Genomic DNA, 23513 nt, shown 5'->3' with positions numbered 1-23513 from the left:
TTTGAAACTTTACTTATATTGTACAAGGAAATGCAAAAATGAACAACGGAACAACTAAGTAATTAAGGAAGGATTTATGAACTTTTTAACGAATAAGATTATTGTCGAATAAATTTTAATTTTTAGAACAGAGGGGTAAAAATGATTAAAAAAGTCGACCATATTGGGATTGCAGTGAAGTCTCTTGAGAAAACGCTTTCTTTTTATACCGATGTGTTAAATCTGCCTTTGGTAGGGATCGAAGAGGTGGATACTCAAAAGGTAAGAGTTGCCTTTTTACAGGCAGGAAGTACTAAGCTTGAACTGCTTGAGCCCACTTCAGAGGAAAGTACCATTGCCAAATTTATCGAAAAACGCGGTGAGGGAATCCACCATGTTGCCCTTGGGGTGGATTCGATCGAAGAAAGAATTCGCGAAATGAAGGAAAAAGGGATACGTATGATTGATGAGCAGCCAAGAGCTGGGGCTGGTGGGGCAAATATTGCTTTCATGCATCCAAAATCGACATCTGGGATTTTATTCGAGCTTTGTGAGAAGAAAGGGATGAAGGGGTAAAATGATAGACATCTATGAAAAAATAAATGAGTTGTATGATAAACGTCGTGAGGTTGAGTTGGGCGGCGGCGATGAGAGAATTGAGAAACAGCATCAAAAAGGCAAATTGACTGCTAGGGAGAGAATCGATCTTTTAGTAGACAAAGGCACATTTTTTGAACTAAATCCTTTCATTGAGCACCGTACAAATGATTTTGGTCTAGATGAGCAAAAGGGGCCAGGGGACGGAGTGGTGACTGGTTACGGAAAAGTAAATGGTCGGCCTATTTATCTTTTTTCCCAAGATTTTACTGTTTTTGGCGGAGCATTAGGGGAAATGCATGCCAAGAAGATTGCTAATGTCATGGATTTAGCAGCGAAAAATGGAGCCCCTTTTGTCGGTTTAAATGATTCCGGCGGGGCACGCATTCAGGAAGGCGTTGTCTCATTAGATGGGTATGGACATATTTTTTACCGAAATGCAATTTATTCCGGTGTCATTCCGCAAATCTCGGTAATTATGGGTCCATGTGCGGGCGGTGCTGTCTATTCACCAGCGATTACTGATTTTGTATTTATGGTGGAAAAGTCGAGTCAAATGTTTATTACTGGACCTAAAGTCATTGAAACAGTGACAGGTGAGAAGATTTCAGCAGAAGAATTGGGTGGGGCGAATGTCCATAGCTCCATTAGTGGAAATGCCCATTTTCAGGCTGATTCAGAAGAAGTGGTGTTACAAAACGTCCGCAGGCTGTTAAGCTATCTTCCGCAGAATAATGAAGAGAAGGCTCCTAGGTTTGAGGTAAAGGATGACGAAGATTATCGTCCGGATTTAATGGATGTTATTCCATTTGATACGGTTCGTCCGTATGATGTCCGCAATGTCATCGAGCAGGTGGTTGACGAGAGCAGTTTCATGGAAGTTCAAAAGGATTTTGCTAGAAATATCGTGGTTGGATTTGCGCGAATTAAAGGTGAATCTGTAGGTCTTGTTTGTAATCAGCCAAAGGTGATGGCTGGCGGCCTGGATATCGATTCTTCTGATAAAGCGGCGCGATTTATCAGAACCTGTGATTCTTTTAATATCCCAATCATCACTTTTGAGGATGTGACAGGCTTCTTCCCTGGAGTCAAGCAGGAACACGGTGGAATCATTCGCCATGGGGCAAAAATCTTATTTGCTTATTCCGAGGCGACCGTTCCGAAGTTAACAGTGATCTTAAGAAAAGCTTATGGCGGTGCCTATGTTGCGTTAAACAGTAAATCAATTGGTGCTGATTTGGTATTTGCCTGGCCTAATGCTGAAATTGCAGTTATGGGACCTCAAGGAGCCGCTAATATTATTTTTGCGAAGGAAATTAACAATAGTGAGAATCCAGAACTGACAAGACAGCAGAAAATTGATGAATACCGTGAAAAGTTTGCCAATCCCTATGTGGCAGCGAGCAGAGGAATGGTCGATGATGTGATTGACCCACGCGAAACTAGAATGAAAATTGTCCAAGGCTTAGAAATGCTTAGAACCAAAAAAGAGTCAAGGCCATACAAAAAACATGGGAACATCCCGCTGTAATTAACCTCTCTTTTAACCTTTTTGGATGTGCTCTCTATCATTTGATGATACTTTTATTAAAAGGTATACTAAAATAGGAAAAGCAAAAGCGACATTGGCGCTTAGAGCTGGACAATGAGTACATAATTGGAGGTTCAATATAATGGTTAATCAGGAACGTCTATTGAATGAGTTTTTAGAACTTGTGCAAATTGACTCAGAAACAAAATTTGAAACCGAAATTGCCAAGGTGTTAAAACAAAAATTTACAGAACTTGGTCTTGAAGTGTTTGAAGATGATACGACTGCGGTGACAGGGCATGGTGCAGGCAATCTGGTTTGTACGCTAGCGGCAACTAAAGAGGGCGTTGACCCGATTTATTTTACTTGCCATATGGATACTGTTACACCAGCTAAAGGTGTAAAGCCTTCTATAAAAGACGGCTATGTGGTTACGGATGGCACAACAATCTTAGGTGCCGATGATAAAACTGGAATTTCTGTTATGCTTGAAACCATCCGTCAGTTAAAAGAACAAAACATCCCGCATGGTCTAATTCAATTCGTGATTACTGTTGGGGAAGAGTCAGGTCTTGTCGGTGCAAAAGCACTTGATTCCTCACTGATGAAAGCAAAATTCGGTTACGCATTGGATAGCGATGGCCTAGTTGGTAATGTAGTTGTAGCTGCTCCAACACAAGCAAAGGTTAAAACCATTATTTACGGAAAAACAGCTCATGCAGGTGTTGCACCTGAAAAAGGTGTTTCCGCGATTACGATTGCAGCAAAATCGATTGCGAGGATGCCGTTAGGAAGAATCGATCACGAAACAACGGCTAACATTGGACGCTTTGAGGGTGGTCAAGCAACCAATATCGTTTGTGACCGTGTGGATATTTTAGCTGAGGCCCGTTCTCTGATTCCTGAAAAAATGCAAGCGCAGGTAAGCAAAATGAAGGAAGCATTTGAAACAGTGGCAGCAGAAATGGGCGGCAGAGCTGAGGTTAATGTGGAAGTCATGTATCCAGGATTTAAGTTTGGCGAAGGCGATCATGTTGTCGAAGTGGCTCGTAAGGCTGCTGCAAAAATCGGCCGTAGTTGTGAGCTTCAGCATAGCGGGGGCGGCAGTGATGCCAACGTATTTGCTGGCTTTAATATTCCAACTGTCAATCTAGCTGTTGGCTATGAAGAAATTCATACAACCAATGAACGCATGCCAGTGGAAGAATTGTATAAGCTGGCAGAAATGACACTTGCTATAATCGATGAAGTGGCAAATCAATAATCTTATGGAGGAGAACCTAACCGCGGTTCTCCTTTTTGATATACTAAGAGAAGAAAAAGTGAGTTAAGGAAGTGCGAGCATGAAGGAAATGTACCCGAAAAACGGAAGAGTTATTTTACATGTAGATATGAATAGCTTTTATGCATCCGTTGAAATGGCCTATGACCCTAATCTGAAGGGGAAACCACTTGCAATCGCTGGTAATGTCGAGGAACGCAGAGGAATCATTGTCACCTGCAATTACGAGGCAAGAAAATTCGGTGTCAAAACAACGATGGCGCTTTGGGAAGCGAGAAAGCTATGTCCCCAGTTAATCGTCATGAAACCGAATTTTGAGCGCTATCGTGCAGTTTCTATTGCTATGTTTGAAATTCTCAGACATTATACGGAAATTGTTGAACCTGTTTCGATTGATGAAGGATACTTAGATATTACAGAAAGCTTTGAAAAGGGGAGTCCAATTGAAATCGCTGAAAGTATTCAAAAAAGGATATTGGAACAATTAGATATTCCTTGCAGTATAGGGATAGCACCTAATAAATTTTTAGCGAAAACCGCATCCGATATGAAAAAGCCAATGGGGATTACCATTCTTCGAAAACGTGATATTCCCATAGATCTTTGGCCGTTGAACACAAACGAAATGCATGGCGTCGGAAAAAAGACAGCGGAAAAATTACAAACAATTGGGATTCATACCATTGGTGAGTTAGCAAATGGAAATGAGATTCAACTGAAAACACTGCTTGGGATTAATGGAATTCGATTAAAAGAAAGAGCCAATGGGATTGATCATCGCCCAGTTGATCCGGAATCAATTGAGGAATTTAAGAGCATTGGAAATTCAACAACCCTTCCTCGGGATGTTAGTAATCAACAGGAACTACTTCGTGTATTAACATCATTAGCTGAAACGGTTTCCGTTAGACTGAAGCGAAAGAAGGTCCTTGCAGGAACGCTTGGAATCACCATCCGATATAAGGATCGAAGAACGATTACTAGAAGTAAAAAACTTCCGAACCCTATTAATCATAAAGATGAGATATCTTCATTTGCTCAGCAGATTTTCCTGAAAGCTTGGAATGGCGATGCTGTTCGACTGTTAGGAATCACAGGCACCGATTTAGTGGAGCATACCCGAGCCTTTAAACAGCTAGATTTATTTTCTTATGAAAAGGATGCCAAAAAAGAGCCTTTACTAAATACTCTATCTAGTCTTCGTGAAAAATACGGAAAAAAAATCATTGAAAATGCGGGGGAACATCAAGCCCCTTCCTCGGATAATATCGGTACTGGAACGAGCTTTAATAAAGACTTTCTCCAAACTCTTCCCAAAAAAAATAATGACCCAGACTAAAAAGCACCACTTTTGCTTTCATAACAAAAGTAGTGCTTTTTGAATTTCTTATTTACAAATATCTACTTCTAAATCTGTTACCGGCCACCAGAAGAAGCCGTCTTTTTCTAAAAGCTCATCCGCCTTTTTTGGTCCCATGGTTCCAGATTGATAATTTGGAAAGTTGTCAGCCTTGTTATTTTCCCAGACTGCGGAAATTTTATCCACAAAACTCCAAGAATAGGCAACTTCATCCCAATGCGTAAAATTCGTGGCATCGCCCCGCATGCAATCGTAAAGAAGCTTTTCATAGCCTTCAGGCGTGTTCATCGCATGGATGCCGGTGTTGGCAAAGCTAAGTTTTACCTCCTGTGCATCTAAGTGTCCGCCAGCTTTCTTAGCGTTTAGATGCAACGTAATTCCTTCTTCAGGTTGAATATGAATCACTAGTAGATTTGGATTTAACATTTTTTCCGTTTGATAATATAAATTCATTGGAATATCTTTGAATTGAACCACAATTTTGGTTGATTTTGTTGACATTCTTTTTCCTGTCCGAATGTAGAACGGAACACCAGCCCAGCGGAAATTATCAATCATGATTTTACCGGCAACAAAAGTTTCTGTATTCGATTCTTTGTCCACCATCGTTTCATCACGGTAGGCAGGAACTGGAACATCCTCAATCGTACCCTCGCCGTATTGGCCGCGGACAAAATAATTATTAACCTCTTCTCCTTCAACCGATCGAAGTGCACGAAACACACGAACTTTTTCGGAACGAATTTCATCGGTAGAGAGGTTGATTGGAGGTTCCATCGCAAGCAAGGCTACCATTTGCATCATGTGGTTTTGAAGCATATCTCTAAGGGCTCCGCTTGTTTCATAATAGCGTCCCCGTTCTTCAACCCCGAGTATCTCACTTGAGGTAATTTGGATGTTTGAAATATAACGGTTATTCCAAAGCGGTTCAAATATAGCATTGGCGAATCGTATTACTTCTATATTCCTCACCATTTCTTTTCCTAAATAATGATCGATACGATAGACTTCTTTTTCTTTAAATGCACTTCTAATTTGTCTATTTAACTCGATGGCAGATTCTAAGTCATGTCCAAATGGTTTCTCAATGACAAGGCGTTTATAGCCCTTTACCTCTGTAAGTTTGTCTGATTTTAAGTGTAAAGCAATCGTTCCGAAAAATTCAGGAGCCATTGCAAGGTAAAAGATACGATTGCCTTCTAATTGATAGTTTTCATCAATCTCATCCGCTAAATTTTTTAACAAAGCGTAAGAGTTGGAATCACTAACATCATGCGATTGATAGTAAAAATGCGAGATAAAATCATCAATCTTATCTTTATTTCCTAAGGCTGAGATGACCGAGTCTTTGACTGAATGCTGAAATTCATCATTGGATAGCGATCTTCTTGCAACCCCAATCACCGCAAATTTAGTTAATTTTCCTTTCTCATATAACCGGTAAAGGGAAGGAAACAACTTCCTTTTTGCTAAATCACCAGTCGCACCAAAAATCATAATTAATGAAGTCATGTTTCCAGTTTGCTCCAAAGTAAATACCTCTTTTCTGTTTATGTAAAAATGTATATTGCTCTTATGTTTATATTGTTTGATTTTATCTCATTCGACTAGACTTCGCAAAAATAATACAACGCAATTTGACAATTTTTTTTATTTTTCACAAAATAATCCCTGATATTCACTAATTACTAGCTGCCCATGGAGGAGAAAATAATATTTTTTTGTGCTATATTATCAATATTGGAAACCAAGGAACGGAATTTGAGAGGAGTTTATGATTGTGGATATTTTTTTCCTAGGAACAGGGGCTGGAATGCCGGCAAAACTCCGCAATGTCACGTCCATTGCACTGAAATTGCTTGAGGAGCGGGGGGCGGTTTGGTTATTCGATGCCGGTGAGGCTACCCAGCATCAAATTTTGCATACTCCCATAAAACCACGGCGAATAGAAAAAATCTTTATTACACATCTTCATGGTGATCATATCTACGGGCTGCCAGGATTATTATCGAGCCGCTCTTTTCAAGGAGGGGAATCAGAGGTAACCGTTTATGGCCCCAAAGGGATAAAAGACTATATTCATGTCAGTCTATCAATAAGCCAGACTTATTTGAAATATCCTTTAGTTGTCATTGAAATTGAAGAGGGAATTATTTTTGAGGATGAGCAGTTTTTAGTGGAATCCCGCCGGCTAGACCACGGTATACCTTCCTATGGGTATCGGATAGTAGAAAAGGACAGGCCTGGAACATTACTTGCTGATAAATTGAAAGAAGCAGGGGTCCAGCCGGGGCCAATCTTTAGAAAAATTAAAAATGGTGAAGCTGTAACTCTTGATGATGGCAGAACGATTGATCCAACTGAGTTTCTTGGTCCTGAACAGAAGGGGAGAGTTGTGACGATTTTAGGGGATACCCGCTACTGTGAAAATGCAATTTCATTGGCTATAAATGCCGATCTTTTGGTACATGAAGCGACTTTTTCTGCTCATGAAGAAAAGCTGGCCCATGACTATTTTCATTCAACCACACATCAGGCTGCAGATGTTGCAAAGAAGGCCCATAGTAAATTGTTGTGTCTTACACACATAAGCTCTCGTTATGACCGCAATGCATGGCAAGAGTTAGTAGATGAGGCGAAAGAAGTATTTCCGAATACGGATATTGCTGAGGATTTTAAAGAAATAAAGCTGCCACTTAAATAATATAAAAACGCACTTACCTAAGTTATAGGTAAGTGCGTTTGATTTAAATGGTTCAAATCCAGCCGCGTTCGTATTGTTTTGGTCCTTCAATATTTACACCAAGCTCCTTCGCTGCAGTCCTCGGCCAATACGGATCACGAAGCAATTCACGAGCTAAAAAGACTAAATCGGCTCTTTCATTTTGTAAGATTTCCTCCGCTTGAATCCCCGTAGTGATTAATCCTACCGCACCGGTGGGAATGCTGGCACCATTCTTAATGGTTTCCGAGTATCTTACTTGGTATCCGGGATATACGTCAATATGGGCAGGGACAAGCGCACCAGAACTTACATCGATTAAATCGACACCTTGTTCTTTCATCCATTGACTATAATGTATGTAATCATTTGGAGACAATCCTTCTTCGTGGTAATCATGTGCGGAAACTCTCACAAATAATGGACCATCCCAAACGGTTTTTACGGCATCAATCACATCGCGGAGGAATCTGTAGCGGTTCTGTGCTGATCCCCCGTATTCGTCAGTTCTTTTATTGGATAGCGGCGAAAGGAATTCGTTGATAAGATATCCATGAGCACCATGGATTTCGATTACATCGAAACCAGCTTTTGCAGCACGCTCTGCGCCTTTTTTAAATGCTTCGATTGTTTCTTCGATATCTGTTTTGGACATTTCCTTTGGCGTTTTCATTTTCTCATTAAAAGCTAATGCAGATGGAGCAAGAATTTCACCTTCTAACACTGCTTTTCTGCCAGCATGGGCGAGTTGAATGCCTGTTTTGGCTCCATGCTCTTTCATTAGACTTACAAGCTCAGTGAAGCCCTCTACATGCTTATCACTCCAGATACCTAAATCACGAGGTGTAATTCTCCCTTGAGGTGCTACCGATGTTGCTTCAACAATAATCAGCCCAACCTGGCCAACTGCCCTGCTTGTATAGTGAGTGCGATGCCAGTTTTGTATATGTCCATCTTCGTTATGGCTCGAATACATGCACATGGGTGCCATGACAACTCGATTTTTAAATGTGACATCCTTTATGGTATAGGGGGAAAATAGTTTTACTGCCATTTTAGAAGCCTCCATAAAATTAAATAATAAACATTCCTTTTTAGTATAACAAAAGGAATGTTTTATTGAAAAAAAACAGTTTCTATTCTTTCTCTCGGAGTTCGCTTAACCGATAGGTGGTTCCCCTCCAAACAATCCCGCCGCGCTTAAAGGTTAGAAGGCTTGCCCGGATAATTGAATAAATAAATAGTAAGGCAGTGATTGGCAAAACCAAAAACATGAGCGGAGAGAATAAGGTTAGTTTTTTTATGACCATTACATAAAGTATTCCACTTATTATTATATTTCCGATGGATAATAGGGCAACAGTCTTGTTCCCGGAAAAAATCATCAAAAAGGGCAGAACGTTGGTGATAAATACACCGAGGATTGCAAAAATTACCATACTGATTCGGTAGTGTAATCCGGCAAATGTATTCTTTTCTAGCCCGATGAAGGCCTCCTTTAAACTTCCATACCATTCTACTTCGATTAAATGTAATGCAGTTATGATTCTTTGTCGATAACCAGCCTTTTTCATCTTCATCCCAAGCTGTAAGTCATCATCCGGGCGCATTTTTATTCTTTCATGTGTTCCGAATGACTCATAAGATTCTTTTAAAACAAGATTAAATGCGCCGATTCCTGTTCCAATCTTTGATTTGGGGTTGTTAGCTAACCACGGGCGTTTGAAATATGAAAAGCCAAACAGGAAAAAGGCAACAAATGATTTTAACCAAAACCGTTTAGCGCTTAAGTTTGGCGCTGCAGTTAGGTGATCCAATTTATTTCTTTCAAAATAATGGAGCGCTTTTGCGAATGCTTGTTTTTCAAAATGTATGTCGGCATCTGTAAACAATAGCCATCTACCTGAAGCATGACATGCACCAGTGTACAAGGCGTTATTCTTCCCAAGCCAGCCCTTAGGTAATTTCTCAATATGGATAACCCTTATGCGTGGGTCTCTTTTTGTTAATTCTTCCATAATAGTACCTGTGGCATCAGTGGACCGATCATTGACGAGAATCCATTCCACATTTTTGTAGGTTTGCTCTAACTGGCTGAGGATGCTTGCAGCAATCTGCTTTTCCTCATTACGGGCAGCAACTACTACAGTCAACAATGCTCCTTGCGCTAAGTCTTCCTCTTTTTCTAATGGATCTATTTTTCGCAGCCCAATCATTCCGTCTATAAGAAAGATAATCCAGACTAGAATTCCTAATGAAAATAAAATCGTTAGCATGCATGACACTTCCCTAGCCTTTTCTTTTCTAATAAGAAAGTATAAGTTTTGAACTTAGATTACTGTCTAGCTCCAGGCCATACGCCGCTGACCAGGGCGCTTGCGCTTTTCTTATTAGTTTAATGTAATAAAGGCAAAAATCCAATTTAGGAAGGTTGGTCGGCAGTTTGAAGCTTAGAACTTAATTCAGTTCCCATTTTTTTAGATTGGGCCGTTGCTGCTTTGATACATGAAATGAAGGCCTCTTGTACCCCGTGTTCCTCAAGCACTCGAATCCCAGCTTCTGTTGTTCCTCCAGGGCTTGTTACATCTTTACGCAACTGGGTAGAAGATTTACTTGAGTTTTTGACCATTTCTGCTGCACCAAGCAGTGTTTGTACAATCAATTCACTGGCCATATCTTTTTCAAGACCAACTTCAACGGCACTTTTCTCCATTGCTTCAATTAGATAATAAATATAGGCAGGGCCGCTGCCGGAAAGTCCAGTTACGGCATCTAATTGTTCTTCTTCCACAACGGAAGCCATGCCGACGGTTCCAAATAAGGTTTTAGTTGTTTCTAACTGAGAATCGGTAACACGATGATTCACGGCAACAGCAGTGGCTGATTTTCCAACCGCTGCCGAGGTATTTGGCATGGACCTTACAATCGCAAGTGGGATTCTTGCCAATGTTTCAATGGTATCCATGGATACACCTGCTAAGACAGAGACGACAAGCATCTCCTCAGTTAAGTGTTCACGAATCGATTGAATAGCAGTCGCGACGTCTTTTGGTTTCATGGCTAACATCACAATGTCTGTTTGATCAAACAGTTCATTCAAATTATAAGTCGTTCGAATTCCATAACGTGTTTCTAATGTTGCTAATCTTTCTTGATTAGAATTGTTTGTGATCCAAATATTTTTTTTATCAATAAAACCATTTTCAAGAATTCCAGAAATGAATGCTTCAGCCATCGATCCTGCGCCAATAATTGCGATTTTTTTCATGTTTATTCCTCCTTTATTTTACCGAAAACATAAAAAAACCCTTCATCCATAAAGGACGAAAGGTTTCGCTTCCGTGGTACCACCTTCATTTACCCTTGCTTAAATTTCAAGAAGGGTTCACTCGACTCCGATAACGCCGGATGTGCGTTAGGTTTTCCTAAGTGCTCCTAAGGTAGGTTCAATGATTAAGAGGGCGGTGAAGTCTTTCAGCCATCGAACTTCACTCTCTTTCGCCATTTCTCATTTACTGGCCTTATTCATCGCTTTAGCGAATCAAATTTTTACTAGATTATGCAAGATAAACAACCTATCTGTCAATAGATAAATTTAGCGAATTTTTTATTTTTTCTAAAAAATTATGCAGAAATAATGACAATTGGTTAAAAAGTCGCTACACTTTAGTATATATAATAAATGTCACATAATGTTCGTATTTATACCATTGGATTCTTTATTCAAAAATAATGATAAGGGGTTTTAGGAATGACAAAATGGAAAGACGGAATAGCAAAAATTACGGTGCCGACTCCTTTTGCGGTTGGGGATGTCAATGTTTATTTGATTAAAGACGAGCGCTTAACACTTGTTGACGCGGGAGTGAAAACGGAAGAGTCCTGGTTGTCGTTTAAGGAGCAATTAGAGGATTTAGGCTTAAGTCCTGGTGATATCGAGCAGGTGATTCTAACGCATCATCACCCTGATCATGTTGGTATGCTTGATTACTTTCCAGACACCTTAGAAGTATATGGTCATCAACTGAATGAACGATGGATTCATCCCACTGAAGCTTTTTTTCAAGAGCAAGAAGAATTTTTTCGTGTGTATTTTCTAGAATTCGGTCTGCCTGAAGAATACTTTCCTTTGCTTTCAGATTTAAGAAAAACATTGAAATATTCTTGCAACCGCTCATTGACTGGCCATCTTGTTGAGGGAATGAGACCTCCTGGGCTTAATGAATGGCAGGTCATTGAAACACCGGGGCATGCCCAAAGCCATATTGCCCTCTACCGGGAAAAGGATGGAATTTTAATTGGCGGAGATTTAATTTTAGCACATATCTCACCCAACCCATTGCTAGAGCCGCCAGCCCCTGGGGAAACAGAGAGACCGAAGCCACAGCTGCAGCATAATGACTCAATGAAGAAGCTGCTTTCGTATCCCATTCAATGTGTCTACACAGGGCATGGGGAGGAAGTTTATAAGTTAGCAGAGTTGGTTGATAAACGATTGGTGCGGCAGCACGAGCGGGCCATGACGGTTCATAGCTGGTTAAAAGAAGAAGAGATGACCGTATTTGAAATCTGTAAACGCTTGTTTCCGTCGGTTTACCAGCGCGAACTGATGCTGACCATTTCCGAAACCGTCGCACAACTTGACTATTTATCATCTATTGGGGAGATTAGTAGTAAGGGGACGAATCCTGTTCTTTTTCAGGCTAAAATTTAGTTGGAATCAACTCAGATGAGGTGTAGAAATGGTTAGGGAACAATTAAAAGGTAAAAATATCGTGATTACTGGTGCATCAGGAGGTATCGGAGCAGAAATCGCTAAACTTTGTGCTTCTAGCGGGGCCAATCTTGTGCTATTAGCACGAAGTATTAGTAAGCTCGAGCAATTGCGAATGGACCTCCAGCAAAAGCATCCCGTTAAAGTTGCTGTTTATCAGTTGGATGTGTCGGAAACAGCTGAGGTAAAGAAGGTTTTTCAACGGATTTTCGATACAATCGGGGATATTGATATCCTTGTTAATAATGCCGGCTTTGGAGTCTTCCGTGAAGCCCATCTGGCGACATTGGATGAAATTAAAGGCATGTTTGATGTCAATGTGGTTGGGCTGATGGCCTGCACAAGCATGGTGCTGCCGAAAATGCGTGAAAGGCGTTTTGGCCATATTATTAATATTGCCTCTCAAGCTGGGAAAATTGCCACACCCAAATCAAGTGTCTACTCGGCCTCAAAGCATGCGGTTCTTGGTTACACCAACTCATTGCGGATGGAATTAGCAGATGTTAATGTACTTGTAACCTCTGTGAATCCTGGTCCAATCGCTACCAATTTTTTTAATATTGCTGACGAAAAAGGCACCTATGTTAAAAATGTGCAGAGATTTATGCTCAAGCCCGAGTATGTCGCCGAGAAGGTCATTGACAGTATGCTGACGAAAACAAGGGAGATTAATTTGCCGCGTTGGATGAATATGGGGAGCGTTGTGTACGTACTCTTCCCCCGACTGTTTGAACGGATTGGCAGACGGGCTTTTAATCAGAAATAAACAATGAAGTAGAAAGCCTCTCATCAGGGGCTTTTTTTGTTTTGATGGCATAATTAGCCTGTTAAAAATTCATACACTGTATCATTGATGACCTCGTATAAGTCTGCAGTTGGTTCGTCCTCTTTTAATTGGATAATTCGCTTTGTGAGCATCTCCAAATCCTTTTCACCAATAGGCATGGAGTCCGCTTCGTAATATTGTTTAAAACAATTTTTAATCATCTTCGCGACTAGTTTTTTATCCATAAACATGCACCTCACTCACATTATACTATTTTTTATCCAGTTTCCATAAATGAATAAATGCCGAAAAATTTCCATTGAATACGAACGCATATTCGCTTATGATAGTGAATATAATAAAAAGGAACGAATGTTCGATATTTAAGTTGTGAGGGATCAGTCATGGTGGATTACAGCGTACTGCCACAAAATAAAATTTTATGTGTGGACATGAAGAGTTTTTATGCCAGTTGTTCGGCTGTCATGCACGGCCTTGACCCAATGGAATGTTATTTAGCCGTTGTCGGTCAAAAAGAGCGGCAGGGAAGCATTGTCCTGGCTGCTTCACCGCGAATGAAAAAAGAATTTGGCATCAAAACGGGTTCGCGAATGTTTGAGATTCCCAATGACCCGAGGATTCAAATTGTGGAACCGAAAATGGCAACCTATTTGCGAATTGCGACAGAAATTTCGCGTGTATTTAATCGCTATGTTCCAAAAGAAGCAATTCATGTCTATAGCGTCGATGAAAGCTTTATTAAAGTGGATGGTGCGATGCAGTTGTGGGGGGATGCCCACACGATTGCCCGAAAAATAAAGAATGATATTGAACGGGAGTTTCAATTGCCATGTGCCGTTGGAATTGGCCCGAACATGCTACTGTCGAAGCTATGTCTCGACCTTGATGCCAAGAAAAAGGGAGTGGCCGAGTGGACATATGAAGATGTCCAAACCAAGCTTTGGAAGCTGTCTCCGCTTAGAGAAATGTGGGGGATCGGCAGGCGCGTGGAAAAAACATTAAATGGGATGGGCATTTTTACTGTCGGTCAACTCGCTCGCTATGATTTAGAAACGTTGGAAAAGAAATTTGGCATCATGGGAAACCAGCTTTATTATCATGCCTGGGGTGTTGATCTCTCTGAATTGGGTGCATCGCTTATTCAAGGGCAGATTAGCTTTGGAAAAAGTCAAATTCTGTTAAGGGACTATAAAGAGGAAGCGGAAATTAAGACGGTCATTTTAGAAATGTGTGAGGAGGTAGCAAGGAGGGCACGGACGCATCGAAAGGCAGGGAGAACGATTAGTCTCGGAGTCGGCTATAGCCAGGATGAATTTGGCGGCGGTTTTCATCGCTCGAGAACGATCGGACAGCCAACAAATGTGACGATGGAGCTTTATCGTGTTTGCCTTGAATTATTTCATGAGCATTATACCGGAAAGACGGTACGGCAAATTTCGATTGCCATCAGCAATATTGTTGACGACCTCGAGCTTCAGCTTGACCTTTTCGACATGGGTGCTTATAAGCGGCGTGAGCTTGGCTATGTGGTAGATACGGTGCGCAGACGCTTTGGCTCAGGTGCTTTGTTGCGCGCTGTTTCTTATACGGCAGCCGGAACGGCTAAACACCGGGCCACACTTGTCGGCGGACATAAAAGATAGGAAAGAAGGAGAGGGGTATGATTCGTGACCGCGGAAGAATCAAATGGACGTCGATGATGCTTCCAGAGCATGTGAAATTGCTCAGGGATTGGGTGAAGGAAGATCGGTATGAACAGAAACGAGAGATGGATGAACAGCAGCTGGAACTCATGAACGAGATTTTATCCGAAGCGATTGAGTATAATCAGTACGTAACAATTACCCATTACCGAAATCGGAACTATGAAATCGTGATTGGCAAAATCCATTACTGGGATGAACTAACCCAAAGGCTTCATGTATTGGACCGCTTTGAAGAGGTGCACCGGATTCCGATGGATGCCATTGCTGACATTCGGATGACGGAGACTTAACTATGAGCAAAGTTGAGTCAACCTCACGTAACATGTGGTACAATCACCATATGCTAAACAGAGGGGGTAATCAACGTGGAAATCAATATAACGGCAGCGGCAGCTGAAAAAATAAATCAAAGAGTTCATGGTCGAGAAGGCTACTTAAAGCTAAAATATGATACCGACGGCTGTGGTTGTGCGGTTAATGGGGTAGTGGCATTGTGGTTTGTCCCGAATCTAGATTCAGATGATATTGCGATTGAAACAAATGATCGAACGGTGTATGTGGAAAAATCAAAAATAGTTTTTTTGGATGAGCAAATGAAAATTGATTTTTCTAATGCGGCCAATTGCTTTCAACTAAAGAGTCCACAGCAGATCCTTAATGGTCATATGAGCTTACTAATCAAAGAAAAAACAGACTGATCCATTTTGGACAGTCTGTTTTTAGCTTGGTAAGGCATGATCAACATACTTTTGTAAAAATTCATCAATTACTCGTTCATAATCAGCCCGGTTTTCGTTAAAGGACTGAGCGTGACGGCCATTAGCTGCTAAATAGAGCATTTTAGGCCCTTTTTTATGTTCGAACAAATCCTTTGACATGGTCGGGAGAATAAAATCATCCTTTTGGCTGTGAATAAACAAAATCGGATGTTTGATATTTTCGATGACCGAAATAGGTGATACATTTCGAATCGAATATTTATCCCGCAGACGTAAAAGTGCATCACCAAGCGGCAATAAAAGGCTAGGGATGAGCTTAAAATCTTTTTTAATGAGATAGGCAAGCTGCTCCTTAAAATCCGAAAATGGACAATCAGCAATATAAAAATCAGCACCGTCCTCAAGAAGCCCAGCATAGAGAAGCATGGTAGCGGCCCCCATCGATTCACCATGAATTCCCAGTTCCAGCTGAGAGCCTTTTTCCTTTTTGAGCCAATCGACGACAGTTTTTAAATCAAATTTTTCATAATGACCAAAGCTAGTGGTTTTGCCCCCGGATTCCCCGTGGCGGCGATGGTCATAAATTAATGTATTAAACCCCCGCGCTAAAAACAGATTAGCGTATTTAATCGAATTAACTTTTGTTTCGGTTACACCATGAGAGATAATGATATAACGATTGGTCTGATGTGGTTCAACGAGCAGAGCTTTAATCATATAACCAAAAGGGGAAGGGATATCTATTTCCCGCTTCGGCAAGGATTCAAATTCCTCAGGATTATATCTGCCAGCCTCTTTTTCACGTCTTAAAATTAAATCCTCATCCTTCTTTTTCATATACATAAGGCGGTTTGTAAAATACAAACCGAGAGATAACCAGAATAACAACAAGGCAATCAAGGTTCGGAATGTCTTCTTCACCAATGGCACCTCCTGTGTTTTTTAATATAAGGTATGAAAAAATAATCTCCAAGCGCCCATAAATTAACAGTTTTAATTTTAGCATAAAAAAAGCCGCTGGCACTAACGAGCGGCTTCCTGAGTTGACCAAAATAATTTATTGCTCAGCGTTTTGTCTTTTGGTAGGGTGGATTGCTTTTTCGACTTCTTCAGCAGCCATCACTCGCTGTCCTCCACCAGCAGTCTCCGCATAGTTTTTTCCTTTTTGACTGGAACCTTTATCGCGTTTTTGGCTCAAAATAATCAGTCTCCCTTCAAGCTAGTCTCAATTAATAAGATGCATTAGTAGTAGAATGATTATTCACTGAAAGTTAATTTAGACAGTTTGCGCATGCAGGCGATAGTATCCGCTTTCAATTTGCCGGGAGAGATGAGGGCGAATGACTTCAATCGCATCAATCAATTTATTCAAATCAACCCCGGTATCAATTCCCATCCGTTCAAGCATATAAACCACGTCCTCTGTTGCTACATTTCCAGAGGCACCAGGTGCAAATGGACAACCGCCAAGCCCGCCGGCAGATGTATCGAATCGGTCAATTCCTGCCTGGAGAGAGGCATAAATGTTCGCAAGGGCAAGCTTTCGTGTATCATGATAATGGGCAGTTAAAAGTGTATGAGGAAAAAGACTTTTCAATTGGGAAAACAAAGCAAAGCACTCATCAGGAGTTGCCATCCCGATGGTATCAGCGACGCTTAATTCATCGACACCTGCATCAACAAATTCTTGGCAAAGCTTTATCGTATCACTTTCATTGATTTTTCCCTCATAAGGACAATAAAAGGAGGTAGAAATGCAGGCCCGGACAAAATAATTCTTCTCCTTTAATTCAGAAATGATCGGTACAAGTTCTGTCATACTGTCCTTTGTTGTTTTATTAATATTTTTAAGATTAAAGCTATTGCTGACGCCCACAAATACAGCAACAGCTTGACAATTGGTAGAGTATACCCTGTCAATCCCTCTACGGTTCGGGGCTAGAACAATATCTCTGGAATCAGCATCAAGGCAGTCGGCTGCTATTTCAGCGGCATCGCTCATTTGAGGCACCCATTTCGGTGATACAAACGACGTGAGTTCCAATTCCTGAAGACCAGCAGTTCTTAATCCATTGATAAATTGTTTTTTTATATCAGTGGGTACAAATAACTTTTCATTTTGCAGCCCGTCACGAGGACCTACCTCGATGATCGTGACCTTTTTAGGTAAATTTAGCATTCATTTTCCACCTCCGATAATCATACTTTCATTGTAGTGGTGTTAATTTCAAAAAAGCAAGAATAATAGAAATTTTGACAAAATAAAAGGATTTTTTCGTATTTTACTAGAAATAATAATGGAAAAAAGGATGGATGAAGGAGGGAAAACTGGATGAAGAAAATTTGTACATCCTTCCAGGAGGCAGTTGCCGATATTCATGATGGGGCTACCCTGATGGTTGGTGGATTTGGGTTGTGCGGAATACCGGAAAATCTGATTCTGGCCTTAGCAGAAAAAGGCGTGAAGGATTTAACGGTCATTTCAAATAACTGTGGGATTGATGAGTGGGGGTTAGGGTTGCTCCTAAATAATAAACAAATCAAAAAGATGATTGGATCCTATGTAGGTGAAAATAAAGAGTTTGAGAGACAGGTTTTAACTGGTGAACTAGAGGTAGAATTAACGCCTCAAGGCACACTCGCTGAAAAAATCAGGGCAGGCGGGGCTGGGATTCCAGCATTTTATACACCTGCTGGAGTAGGAACTCCGGTTGCAGAGGGGAAGGAAACGAAGATTTTTAACGGAAGAGAATACCTGCTAGAAGAGGCACTAACGGCCGATTTTAGTCTTGTGAGGGCGTGGAAGGGTGACAAAATGGGAAACCTTGTTTACCACAAAACGGCACGGAATTTTAACCCGATGATTGCGGCGGCTGGGAAAGTAACGATTGCAGAAGTGGAAGCGCTTTATAAAATTGGTGAATTAGATGCTAATTTTATTCATACTCCAAGCATCTATGTGCAAACAATCATTGAAGGAACACAGGAAAAACGAATCGAGAGATTGACAGTGAGCAAATAGTGTAGGGGAAGGGAGAGAGTACAATGGCGGATGAAAAAGTCTCTGTCAGAGAGAGAATTGCAATCAGGGCAGAGAAGGAAATTGAAAATGGCTTTTATGTAAACCTAGGCATTGGTATGCCAACCCTGGTTGCCAATTATATGTCAGCTAATAAACAAGTGGTCTTGCAGTCTGAAAATGGTCTTCTTGGCATCGGGCCATATCCAGGTGCGGACGAGGTGGATCCTGATTTAATCAATGCTGGTAAAGAGACAGTTACGGCGATAAGTGGTGCCGCCTATTTCGATAGTGCCGAATCGTTTGCGATGATACGTGGAGGACATGTCAATTTGGCGATCCTTGGTGGAATGGAAGTATCCGAAACGGGTGATTTAGCGAATTGGATGATCCCAGGAAAAATGATTAAAGGCATGGGCGGGGCGATGGATCTTGTCCATGGAGCTCAAAAAATAATTGTAATCATGGAGCATGTTAATAAAAAGGGGGAATCAAAAATATTGAAGGAGTGCACGCTTCCTCTTACAGGTAAAGGGGTAGTCAATCGGATTATCACCGAGCGCGCAGTCATGGATGTGACGGACGCGGGTCTTAAGTTGGTGGAAGTAGCAAAAGGATTTACAATTGAGGAAGTCGTCAATTCTACAGAAGCCGCATTATCAGTGGACGAAAATGTGAAAATTGAAGCTTATTGAGATAGCCACTCTGTTGATTGGAGCGAAGCCGCCTGGAGTGGAAATCAACAGACTAATTAAAAGAGCCAATAATATAGAATAGCAGGCTGCAAGAAAATAAAGCCTGCTTTTTTCTGTGGGCATTTTTGATGACATGATATAATATAAATGAATTTTGACAACGGAGGCGTTTTGATGAAAAAGCAAAACAGACAAAAAAATCAATCGAAACCCAAAAAGGATGATTCAGCGGTCACGCTTGCCGATATGATCAATCCAAATTTATTTAAACAATTAAAAGATCAACAGGAACAGCTGAAAGCAGCAGAAGAAAAAAGAAAAGAAGAAGAAGAGCAAAGAAAACGGGAAGAAAGAAGATTAAAAGAAAAAAACAAATCATTTGAAGAACTATTAAATGAAAGCGGCATGAATTGGAAAGAGTTTAAATAAAAGGCTGTGTTAAAGGTTAATTTTGATTTTGGCACTCTGTTGATTGAAGTGCCTGGAACGGAAATCAACAGACTAGTTTTAACACAGCCAAATAAGAACTGATAAAAAGGAGAGCGGTTGTACGCTCTCCTTTAACGATGTTCTTTATAGATACTTACTTTCGTTAATTCTTTAATGAGAGAAACTTCTTCAGCAGAAAGTGGCTGACTTCTAACTGCTTTCGCATTACATCTAATTTGCTCTGGACTGCTTGCCCCGGCAATAACAGAAGCAACAACAGGATTTGCGAGATTATACTGGAGGGCGATCTCTGTAAAGGAGCGTGAGTCCGCTAGTCTTTCCTTTAGCATTGGCAAAACTTCATTCAGCTCAGTTAAGCTATAGTCTTGATACCCCTTATCGGCTGCTTTCTCCAGCATTTTATTACTTAAAAGGCCTTTAGCAAGCGGGCCGCGGGTTACAACGCTTACACCAAACTCTTGCAGTAATGGAAGTGCTTCTTCTTCAGGACGGCGGTCTAGGATACTATATTGCATCATCACGGAAACGAGACTCGACTTTTTCACATATTCCCTAATGACATTGGGGCGGATCGATGAAATCCCGTAATAACGGATAAAGCCTTCTGCTTTTAATTCTTCGAATGCTTCAATCGTTTCCTCAATAGGATCATCAATTGTACCGCCATGCAGCTGATAGAGATCGATATAGTCCGTGCCTAGTCGTTTAAGACTTTGTTTGACTTCTTCCTTTATATATGACTTCGATGGATCCCATGACCATCCTTTTTTATCCTGACTCCAGCGGTTTCCAACCTTGGTGGCAATAATTACATTTTCACGTACACCCTTTAATGCTGCTCCGACAATTCTTTCGTTTTCCCCAAAATCATATAAATCAGCCGTATCAAAATAATTAACACCTTCCTCAAGTGCGGTCTCAATAATATTTCGTGCCGTTTTCTCTTCGGTACCAATTGACATACAGCCAAGCCCTAATTCTGTTACATACAAATCTGAATTTCCAAGTTTTCTCTTTTTCAAAAAATCACCTGTCCTTTTTTTACAATTTTAATAAAGAAAAGGACAGACTACAATCGAAAGGCATTATTTTTGATTGACCTTTTCAACCCATTCGGAAACGGTGAGATGATCTTTGTTATATTCTTTTAGTTTCTGAACTATTTCCCACCCTTTTCCAACAAGAATGATTCCCTTTTCGTGAACGTACACCTTCATCTCATACCCTCCAATTAAAGTATGGTAAAATGTATGAGCAGATAATAGGAATAGAACAGGAGTGACCCATATGAACAATCTTGAAGAAAAAACGCTCCAGAGCGAAGAGATTTACTCTGGAAAAATAATCAGTGTTCACTTACAGGATGTCGAACTTCCGAACGGGAAACAATCCAAGCGGGAGATTGTTAAACATCCCGGTGCTGTCGCTATTTTAGCGCTGACTGATGACAAAAAAGTCCTTATGGTGGAACAATACAGAAAAGCACTGGAACGGACCATTGTCGAAATTCCTGCTGGAAAGCTGGAAAAGGGCGAAGAACCAGCCCTTTGTGCGCGCCGTGAACTGGAAGAAGAGACAGGTTATGAGTGTAAGAGCTTAGAGTGGCTCACCTCTTTTTACACCTCCCCAGGATTCGCCGATGAAATCGTACATGTCTATGTAGCAACAGGTCTGACTAAGAAAGAAAATGCAGCCACACTCGACGAAGACGAGTTTGTGAATCTTGAGGAATTAACCATTGAAGAAGCCGTTCAATATGTGAATGAGAAAAAGATCTATGATGCCAAAACGATTTTCGCTGTACAGTATTTACAGTTACAAGAGGCTTTGAAGAGTAAATGAATCGCTACTATGTAGATTTACATATTCATATTGGCCGGACCTGGACCGGAAAGCCGGTAAAAATTACTGGGGCCAAGTCATTAACGTTTACGAATATCATTGAACACGCACGACATGAGAAAGGGCTTAATATGGTGGGAATCATCGATAGTCATTCACCTGAAGTCATTCTCGAAATGGAGAGTCTTATTGAAAGTGGAGATGTAGTCGAGCATCCAGACGGGGGCTTAGTATTTGGTGATCTAACGGTAATCCCTGGTTCGGAATTAGAAATTTACGATGAGCAATGCAATGGTCCAATCCATCTATTGTGCTACTTTCCTAATCTTTCCGTCATGAGGGAATTCTCCACATGGCTTTCTGGTCACTTGAAAAATATTCAACTAAGCTCTCAAAGGATTTATGCCTCGGGTCTCACTTTGCAAAAGAAGGTGAAAGAGTTAGGTGGAATCTTTATTCCTGCTCATGTATTTACGCCTTTTAAGAGCTTATATGGGAAAGGTGTCAATCAATCATTAACTGAGGTATTGGACCCGGATTTGATTGATGCCATTGAACTTGGATTAAGTTCCGACACGAATATGGCAGATCAAATCAAAGAGTTGCATGATTTTACTTTTGTAACGAATTCCGATGCCCATTCCCTTGCAAAAATAGCTCGAGAATACCAAGTTATCGCGATGAAGGAACCAACATTTTTAGAATTGCAGAAAGCATTAAAGAAGGAAGATGGACGGAAAATTATCGCAAACTATGGTCTTGATCCATTACTTGGTAAATATCATAAGACAGTTTGTGCAGAGTGCCTCAATCCTGCAGCAGATGACGATCAAATATGCAGCCAATGTGGAAATACCAAAATTATTAAAGGTGTAGCTGACAGAATCCTTGAACTGAAAACAGCTGAACAAGGGCCAGAAGATCGTCCGCCCTATATTCATCAGGTCCCGCTTGAATTCATCCCTGGCTTAGGACCTCGCTTATTGGAGAAGCTGGTCGATCATTTTGGGAGTGAAATGGCGATTTTACATGATGTTCCATATGATGGTTTGAAAGAGGTCGTCCCTGAAAGAATTGCTGAACTGATCCTGAAGGCTAGAGAGGGGAAAGTAAATCTAGCAGCTGGCGGCGGCGGGAAATACGGAAAAATTTCAGATTAAGTAAAGCAACCCCGGTAGCAAAAGCCATCGGGGTTAATTTCTGAAATCTATTAATTTTTGAGCATAGAAATACTAGACTGGCATACAATGTATTAACTGAATCGAGAATAGTGGGAGGAAACGCAAATGAAAAAACGATTGTACCAGTCCGATGCCGCTAGTTATTTCCGTGAGCATTCCTCAATATTTTTGTTTATTGTCGTTTTATTTTTGATGGGAGTCATCTTTGGGGCCATTGTCGTAAATAGTATGAGCATTACCCAGAAGGAAGATTTATTCTACTATTTATCCCAATTTTTTGGCCAAGTCTCAAGTGGAAAAGATGCCGAAGACAGTGATTTATTCTTACAGAGTTTATTCCATAATAGTAAGTTTATTGGGCTCATGTGGATTCTAGGTATTTCAATCATTGGCCTGCCGGTTATTCTCATTCTATTATTTATTAAAGGTATGGTAGTGGGATTTACTGTTGGTTTCCTAGTCAGTCAAATGGGCTGGCAGGGATTTATGCTAGCTTTTGTTTCCATATTGCCGCAGAACTTGATTATTATTCCCGTCTTTATCCTTATGGCCGCATTATCAGTAATTTTCTCACTCCGAATGATAAAAAAACAATTTATGAAAAAATATGCCCAGCCAATCCTTCCGTTTTTTAAGAGATATATTTTTGCCTTGATTATAGCCGTGATATTTATATCTGCTGCATCCGGAATTGAGGCTTATCTTTCGCCATGGTTAATGAAAACCATTGTAACTTCTACTAGTTTAAAGTAATTACTTTATAATAATTATTACTAATAATTGTTTATTGTTATTTATAATAATTTTATTTTGATTCTCAATTGCCATCTGTTATAATGAGAATTAACAGTGGCGAGGGAGGGACTTCA

The 23513-nt window shown here is 40.6% G+C and carries 26 protein-coding genes; 16 read left to right on the top strand and 10 right to left on the bottom strand.

What is annotated here, in order from left to right:
* Positions 1–141 precede the first annotated feature (141 nt).
* The 4 genes from mce to COJ96_RS16430 all read left to right on the top strand — a co-directional run bounded on the left by mce (position 142) and on the right by COJ96_RS16430 (position 4728).
* Positions 142–555: a methylmalonyl-CoA epimerase gene (gene mce, locus COJ96_RS16445; RefSeq protein ID WP_098574892.1), complete on the top strand. Its 414-nt coding sequence runs from the start codon at positions 142–144 to the stop codon at positions 553–555.
* 1 nt (position 556) lies between these two features.
* Complete coding sequence (locus COJ96_RS16440) at positions 557–2107, top strand: acyl-CoA carboxylase subunit beta (protein WP_098574891.1); 1551 nt, start codon at positions 557–559, stop codon at positions 2105–2107.
* 142 nt (positions 2108–2249) lie between these two features.
* A complete protein-coding gene (locus tag COJ96_RS16435) occupies positions 2250–3371 on the top strand; it encodes a tripeptidase T (RefSeq protein ID WP_098574890.1) in 1122 nt (373 codons plus the stop codon).
* Between the two features lie 79 nt (positions 3372–3450).
* Positions 3451–4728 carry a DNA polymerase IV gene (locus COJ96_RS16430; RefSeq protein ID WP_098574889.1) on the top strand — a complete coding sequence of 426 codons (1278 nt, stop codon included), beginning with the start codon at positions 3451–3453 and terminating at the stop codon, positions 4726–4728.
* Between the two features lie 48 nt (positions 4729–4776).
* Here the strand turns inward: COJ96_RS16430 and zwf are convergent, their stop codons facing one another.
* Entirely contained in the window at positions 4777–6246 is a 1470-nt protein-coding gene (gene zwf / locus COJ96_RS16425) for a glucose-6-phosphate dehydrogenase (protein WP_098574933.1), read from the bottom strand.
* Positions 6247–6529: 283 nt separating this feature from the next.
* Between zwf and rnz the strand changes: the two genes are divergently transcribed.
* Entirely contained in the window at positions 6530–7453 is a 924-nt protein-coding gene (rnz, locus tag COJ96_RS16420) for a ribonuclease Z (RefSeq protein ID WP_098574932.1), read from the top strand.
* A 52-nt stretch (positions 7454–7505) separates the two neighbouring features.
* Here rnz and namA read toward each other — a convergent pair whose 3' ends face one another.
* From namA to proC, 3 genes are all read right to left on the bottom strand, one after another.
* Positions 7506–8525 carry an NADPH dehydrogenase NamA gene (gene namA / locus COJ96_RS16415; protein WP_098574888.1) on the bottom strand — a complete coding sequence of 340 codons (1020 nt, stop codon included), beginning with the start codon at positions 8523–8525 and terminating at the stop codon, positions 7506–7508.
* Positions 8526–8607: 82 nt separating this feature from the next.
* Positions 8608–9747, bottom strand: coding sequence for a glycosyltransferase family 2 protein (locus tag COJ96_RS16410; protein ID WP_098574887.1), 1140 nt, complete (start codon positions 9745–9747; stop codon positions 8608–8610).
* A 146-nt stretch (positions 9748–9893) separates the two neighbouring features.
* Entirely contained in the window at positions 9894–10739 is an 846-nt protein-coding gene (gene proC, locus COJ96_RS16405; protein WP_098574886.1) for a pyrroline-5-carboxylate reductase, read from the bottom strand.
* Positions 10740–11222: 483 nt separating this feature from the next.
* On the opposite strand from proC, the gene COJ96_RS16400 reads away from it, so the two are divergent.
* Together COJ96_RS16400 and COJ96_RS16395 are read left to right on the top strand one after the other, a co-directional pair.
* Positions 11223–12185 carry an MBL fold metallo-hydrolase gene (locus tag COJ96_RS16400; RefSeq protein WP_098574885.1) on the top strand — a complete coding sequence of 321 codons (963 nt, stop codon included), beginning with the start codon at positions 11223–11225 and terminating at the stop codon, positions 12183–12185.
* Positions 12186–12213: 28 nt separating this feature from the next.
* Positions 12214–13011 (top strand): SDR family NAD(P)-dependent oxidoreductase, encoded by a 798-nt coding sequence (locus COJ96_RS16395; protein WP_098574884.1) that lies wholly within the window; start codon positions 12214–12216, stop codon positions 13009–13011.
* A gap of 53 nt (positions 13012–13064) precedes the next feature.
* Here the strand turns inward: COJ96_RS16395 and COJ96_RS16390 are convergent, their stop codons facing one another.
* Positions 13065–13256, bottom strand: coding sequence for a YqzH family protein (locus COJ96_RS16390; RefSeq protein WP_098574883.1), 192 nt, complete (start codon positions 13254–13256; stop codon positions 13065–13067).
* Between the two features lie 159 nt (positions 13257–13415).
* Here COJ96_RS16390 and COJ96_RS16385 point away from each other — a divergent pair, with 159 nt between their 5' ends.
* The 3 genes from COJ96_RS16385 to COJ96_RS16375 all read left to right on the top strand — a co-directional run bounded on the left by COJ96_RS16385 (position 13416) and on the right by COJ96_RS16375 (position 15436).
* The gene (locus tag COJ96_RS16385) at positions 13416–14675 is read left to right on the top strand and encodes a Y-family DNA polymerase (protein WP_098574882.1); all 1260 of its coding nucleotides are present in this window, start codon (positions 13416–13418) and stop codon (positions 14673–14675) included.
* A gap of 17 nt (positions 14676–14692) precedes the next feature.
* Positions 14693–15028 (top strand): YolD-like family protein, encoded by a 336-nt coding sequence (locus COJ96_RS16380; protein ID WP_098574881.1) that lies wholly within the window; start codon positions 14693–14695, stop codon positions 15026–15028.
* Positions 15029–15103: 75 nt separating this feature from the next.
* Complete coding sequence (locus tag COJ96_RS16375; protein WP_098574880.1) at positions 15104–15436, top strand: iron-sulfur cluster biosynthesis family protein; 333 nt, start codon at positions 15104–15106, stop codon at positions 15434–15436.
* A 21-nt stretch (positions 15437–15457) separates the two neighbouring features.
* On the opposite strand, the gene COJ96_RS16370 is transcribed toward COJ96_RS16375, so the two are convergent.
* The 3 genes from COJ96_RS16370 to COJ96_RS16365 all read right to left on the bottom strand — a co-directional run bounded on the left by COJ96_RS16370 (position 15458) and on the right by COJ96_RS16365 (position 17636).
* Positions 15458–16378, bottom strand: a complete 921-nt coding sequence (locus COJ96_RS16370; RefSeq protein WP_098574879.1) for an alpha/beta hydrolase — start codon at positions 16376–16378, stop codon at positions 15458–15460.
* 136 nt (positions 16379–16514) lie between these two features.
* Positions 16515–16655, bottom strand: coding sequence for a hypothetical protein (locus COJ96_RS28710; protein WP_180230143.1), 141 nt, complete (start codon positions 16653–16655; stop codon positions 16515–16517).
* 78 nt (positions 16656–16733) lie between these two features.
* Positions 16734–17636 (bottom strand): hydroxymethylglutaryl-CoA lyase, encoded by a 903-nt coding sequence (locus tag COJ96_RS16365; RefSeq protein WP_098574878.1) that lies wholly within the window; start codon positions 17634–17636, stop codon positions 16734–16736.
* 153 nt (positions 17637–17789) lie between these two features.
* Between COJ96_RS16365 and COJ96_RS16360 the strand changes: the two genes are divergently transcribed.
* The 3 genes from COJ96_RS16360 to COJ96_RS16350 all read left to right on the top strand — a co-directional run bounded on the left by COJ96_RS16360 (position 17790) and on the right by COJ96_RS16350 (position 19600).
* Positions 17790–18479 carry a CoA transferase subunit A gene (locus tag COJ96_RS16360; RefSeq protein WP_098574877.1) on the top strand — a complete coding sequence of 230 codons (690 nt, stop codon included), beginning with the start codon at positions 17790–17792 and terminating at the stop codon, positions 18477–18479.
* Positions 18480–18502: 23 nt separating this feature from the next.
* Positions 18503–19171: a 3-oxoacid CoA-transferase subunit B gene (locus tag COJ96_RS16355; protein WP_098574876.1), complete on the top strand. Its 669-nt coding sequence runs from the start codon at positions 18503–18505 to the stop codon at positions 19169–19171.
* 174 nt (positions 19172–19345) lie between these two features.
* Positions 19346–19600, top strand: a complete 255-nt coding sequence (locus tag COJ96_RS16350; RefSeq protein ID WP_098574875.1) for a YqkE family protein — start codon at positions 19346–19348, stop codon at positions 19598–19600.
* A gap of 131 nt (positions 19601–19731) precedes the next feature.
* Here COJ96_RS16350 and COJ96_RS16345 read toward each other — a convergent pair whose 3' ends face one another.
* Positions 19732–20643, bottom strand: coding sequence for an aldo/keto reductase (locus COJ96_RS16345; protein ID WP_098574874.1), 912 nt, complete (start codon positions 20641–20643; stop codon positions 19732–19734).
* A gap of 63 nt (positions 20644–20706) precedes the next feature.
* Positions 20707–20838 carry a Z-ring formation inhibitor MciZ gene (gene mciZ / locus COJ96_RS16340; protein WP_081825343.1) on the bottom strand — a complete coding sequence of 44 codons (132 nt, stop codon included), beginning with the start codon at positions 20836–20838 and terminating at the stop codon, positions 20707–20709.
* Between the two features lie 70 nt (positions 20839–20908).
* On the opposite strand from mciZ, the gene COJ96_RS16335 reads away from it, so the two are divergent.
* The 3 genes from COJ96_RS16335 (at position 20909) to spoIIM (ending at position 23397) form a co-directional block, all read left to right on the top strand.
* Positions 20909–21463, top strand: coding sequence for an NUDIX hydrolase (locus tag COJ96_RS16335; RefSeq protein ID WP_098574873.1), 555 nt, complete (start codon positions 20909–20911; stop codon positions 21461–21463).
* Positions 21460–22623 carry an endonuclease Q family protein gene (locus COJ96_RS16330; RefSeq protein WP_098574872.1) on the top strand — a complete coding sequence of 388 codons (1164 nt, stop codon included), beginning with the start codon at positions 21460–21462 and terminating at the stop codon, positions 22621–22623. The genes COJ96_RS16335 and COJ96_RS16330 overlap by 4 nt, the downstream gene beginning before the upstream one ends.
* A 126-nt stretch (positions 22624–22749) precedes the next feature.
* On the top strand, positions 22750–23397 hold the full coding sequence (gene spoIIM, locus COJ96_RS16325) for a stage II sporulation protein M (RefSeq protein WP_098574871.1): 648 nt from the start codon (positions 22750–22752) through the stop codon (positions 23395–23397).
* The last annotated feature ends 116 nt before the right edge of the window (positions 23398–23513 follow it).

Origin of the sequence: Bacillus sp. AFS073361 (assembly GCF_002567005.1) — a bacterium.
In the GTDB taxonomy this organism is placed as follows: Bacteria; Bacillota; Bacilli; order Bacillales; family Cytobacillaceae; genus Neobacillus.
Note: the sequence above shows the minus strand (reverse complement) of the source record. Positions and strands in the feature narration are given on the sequence as shown.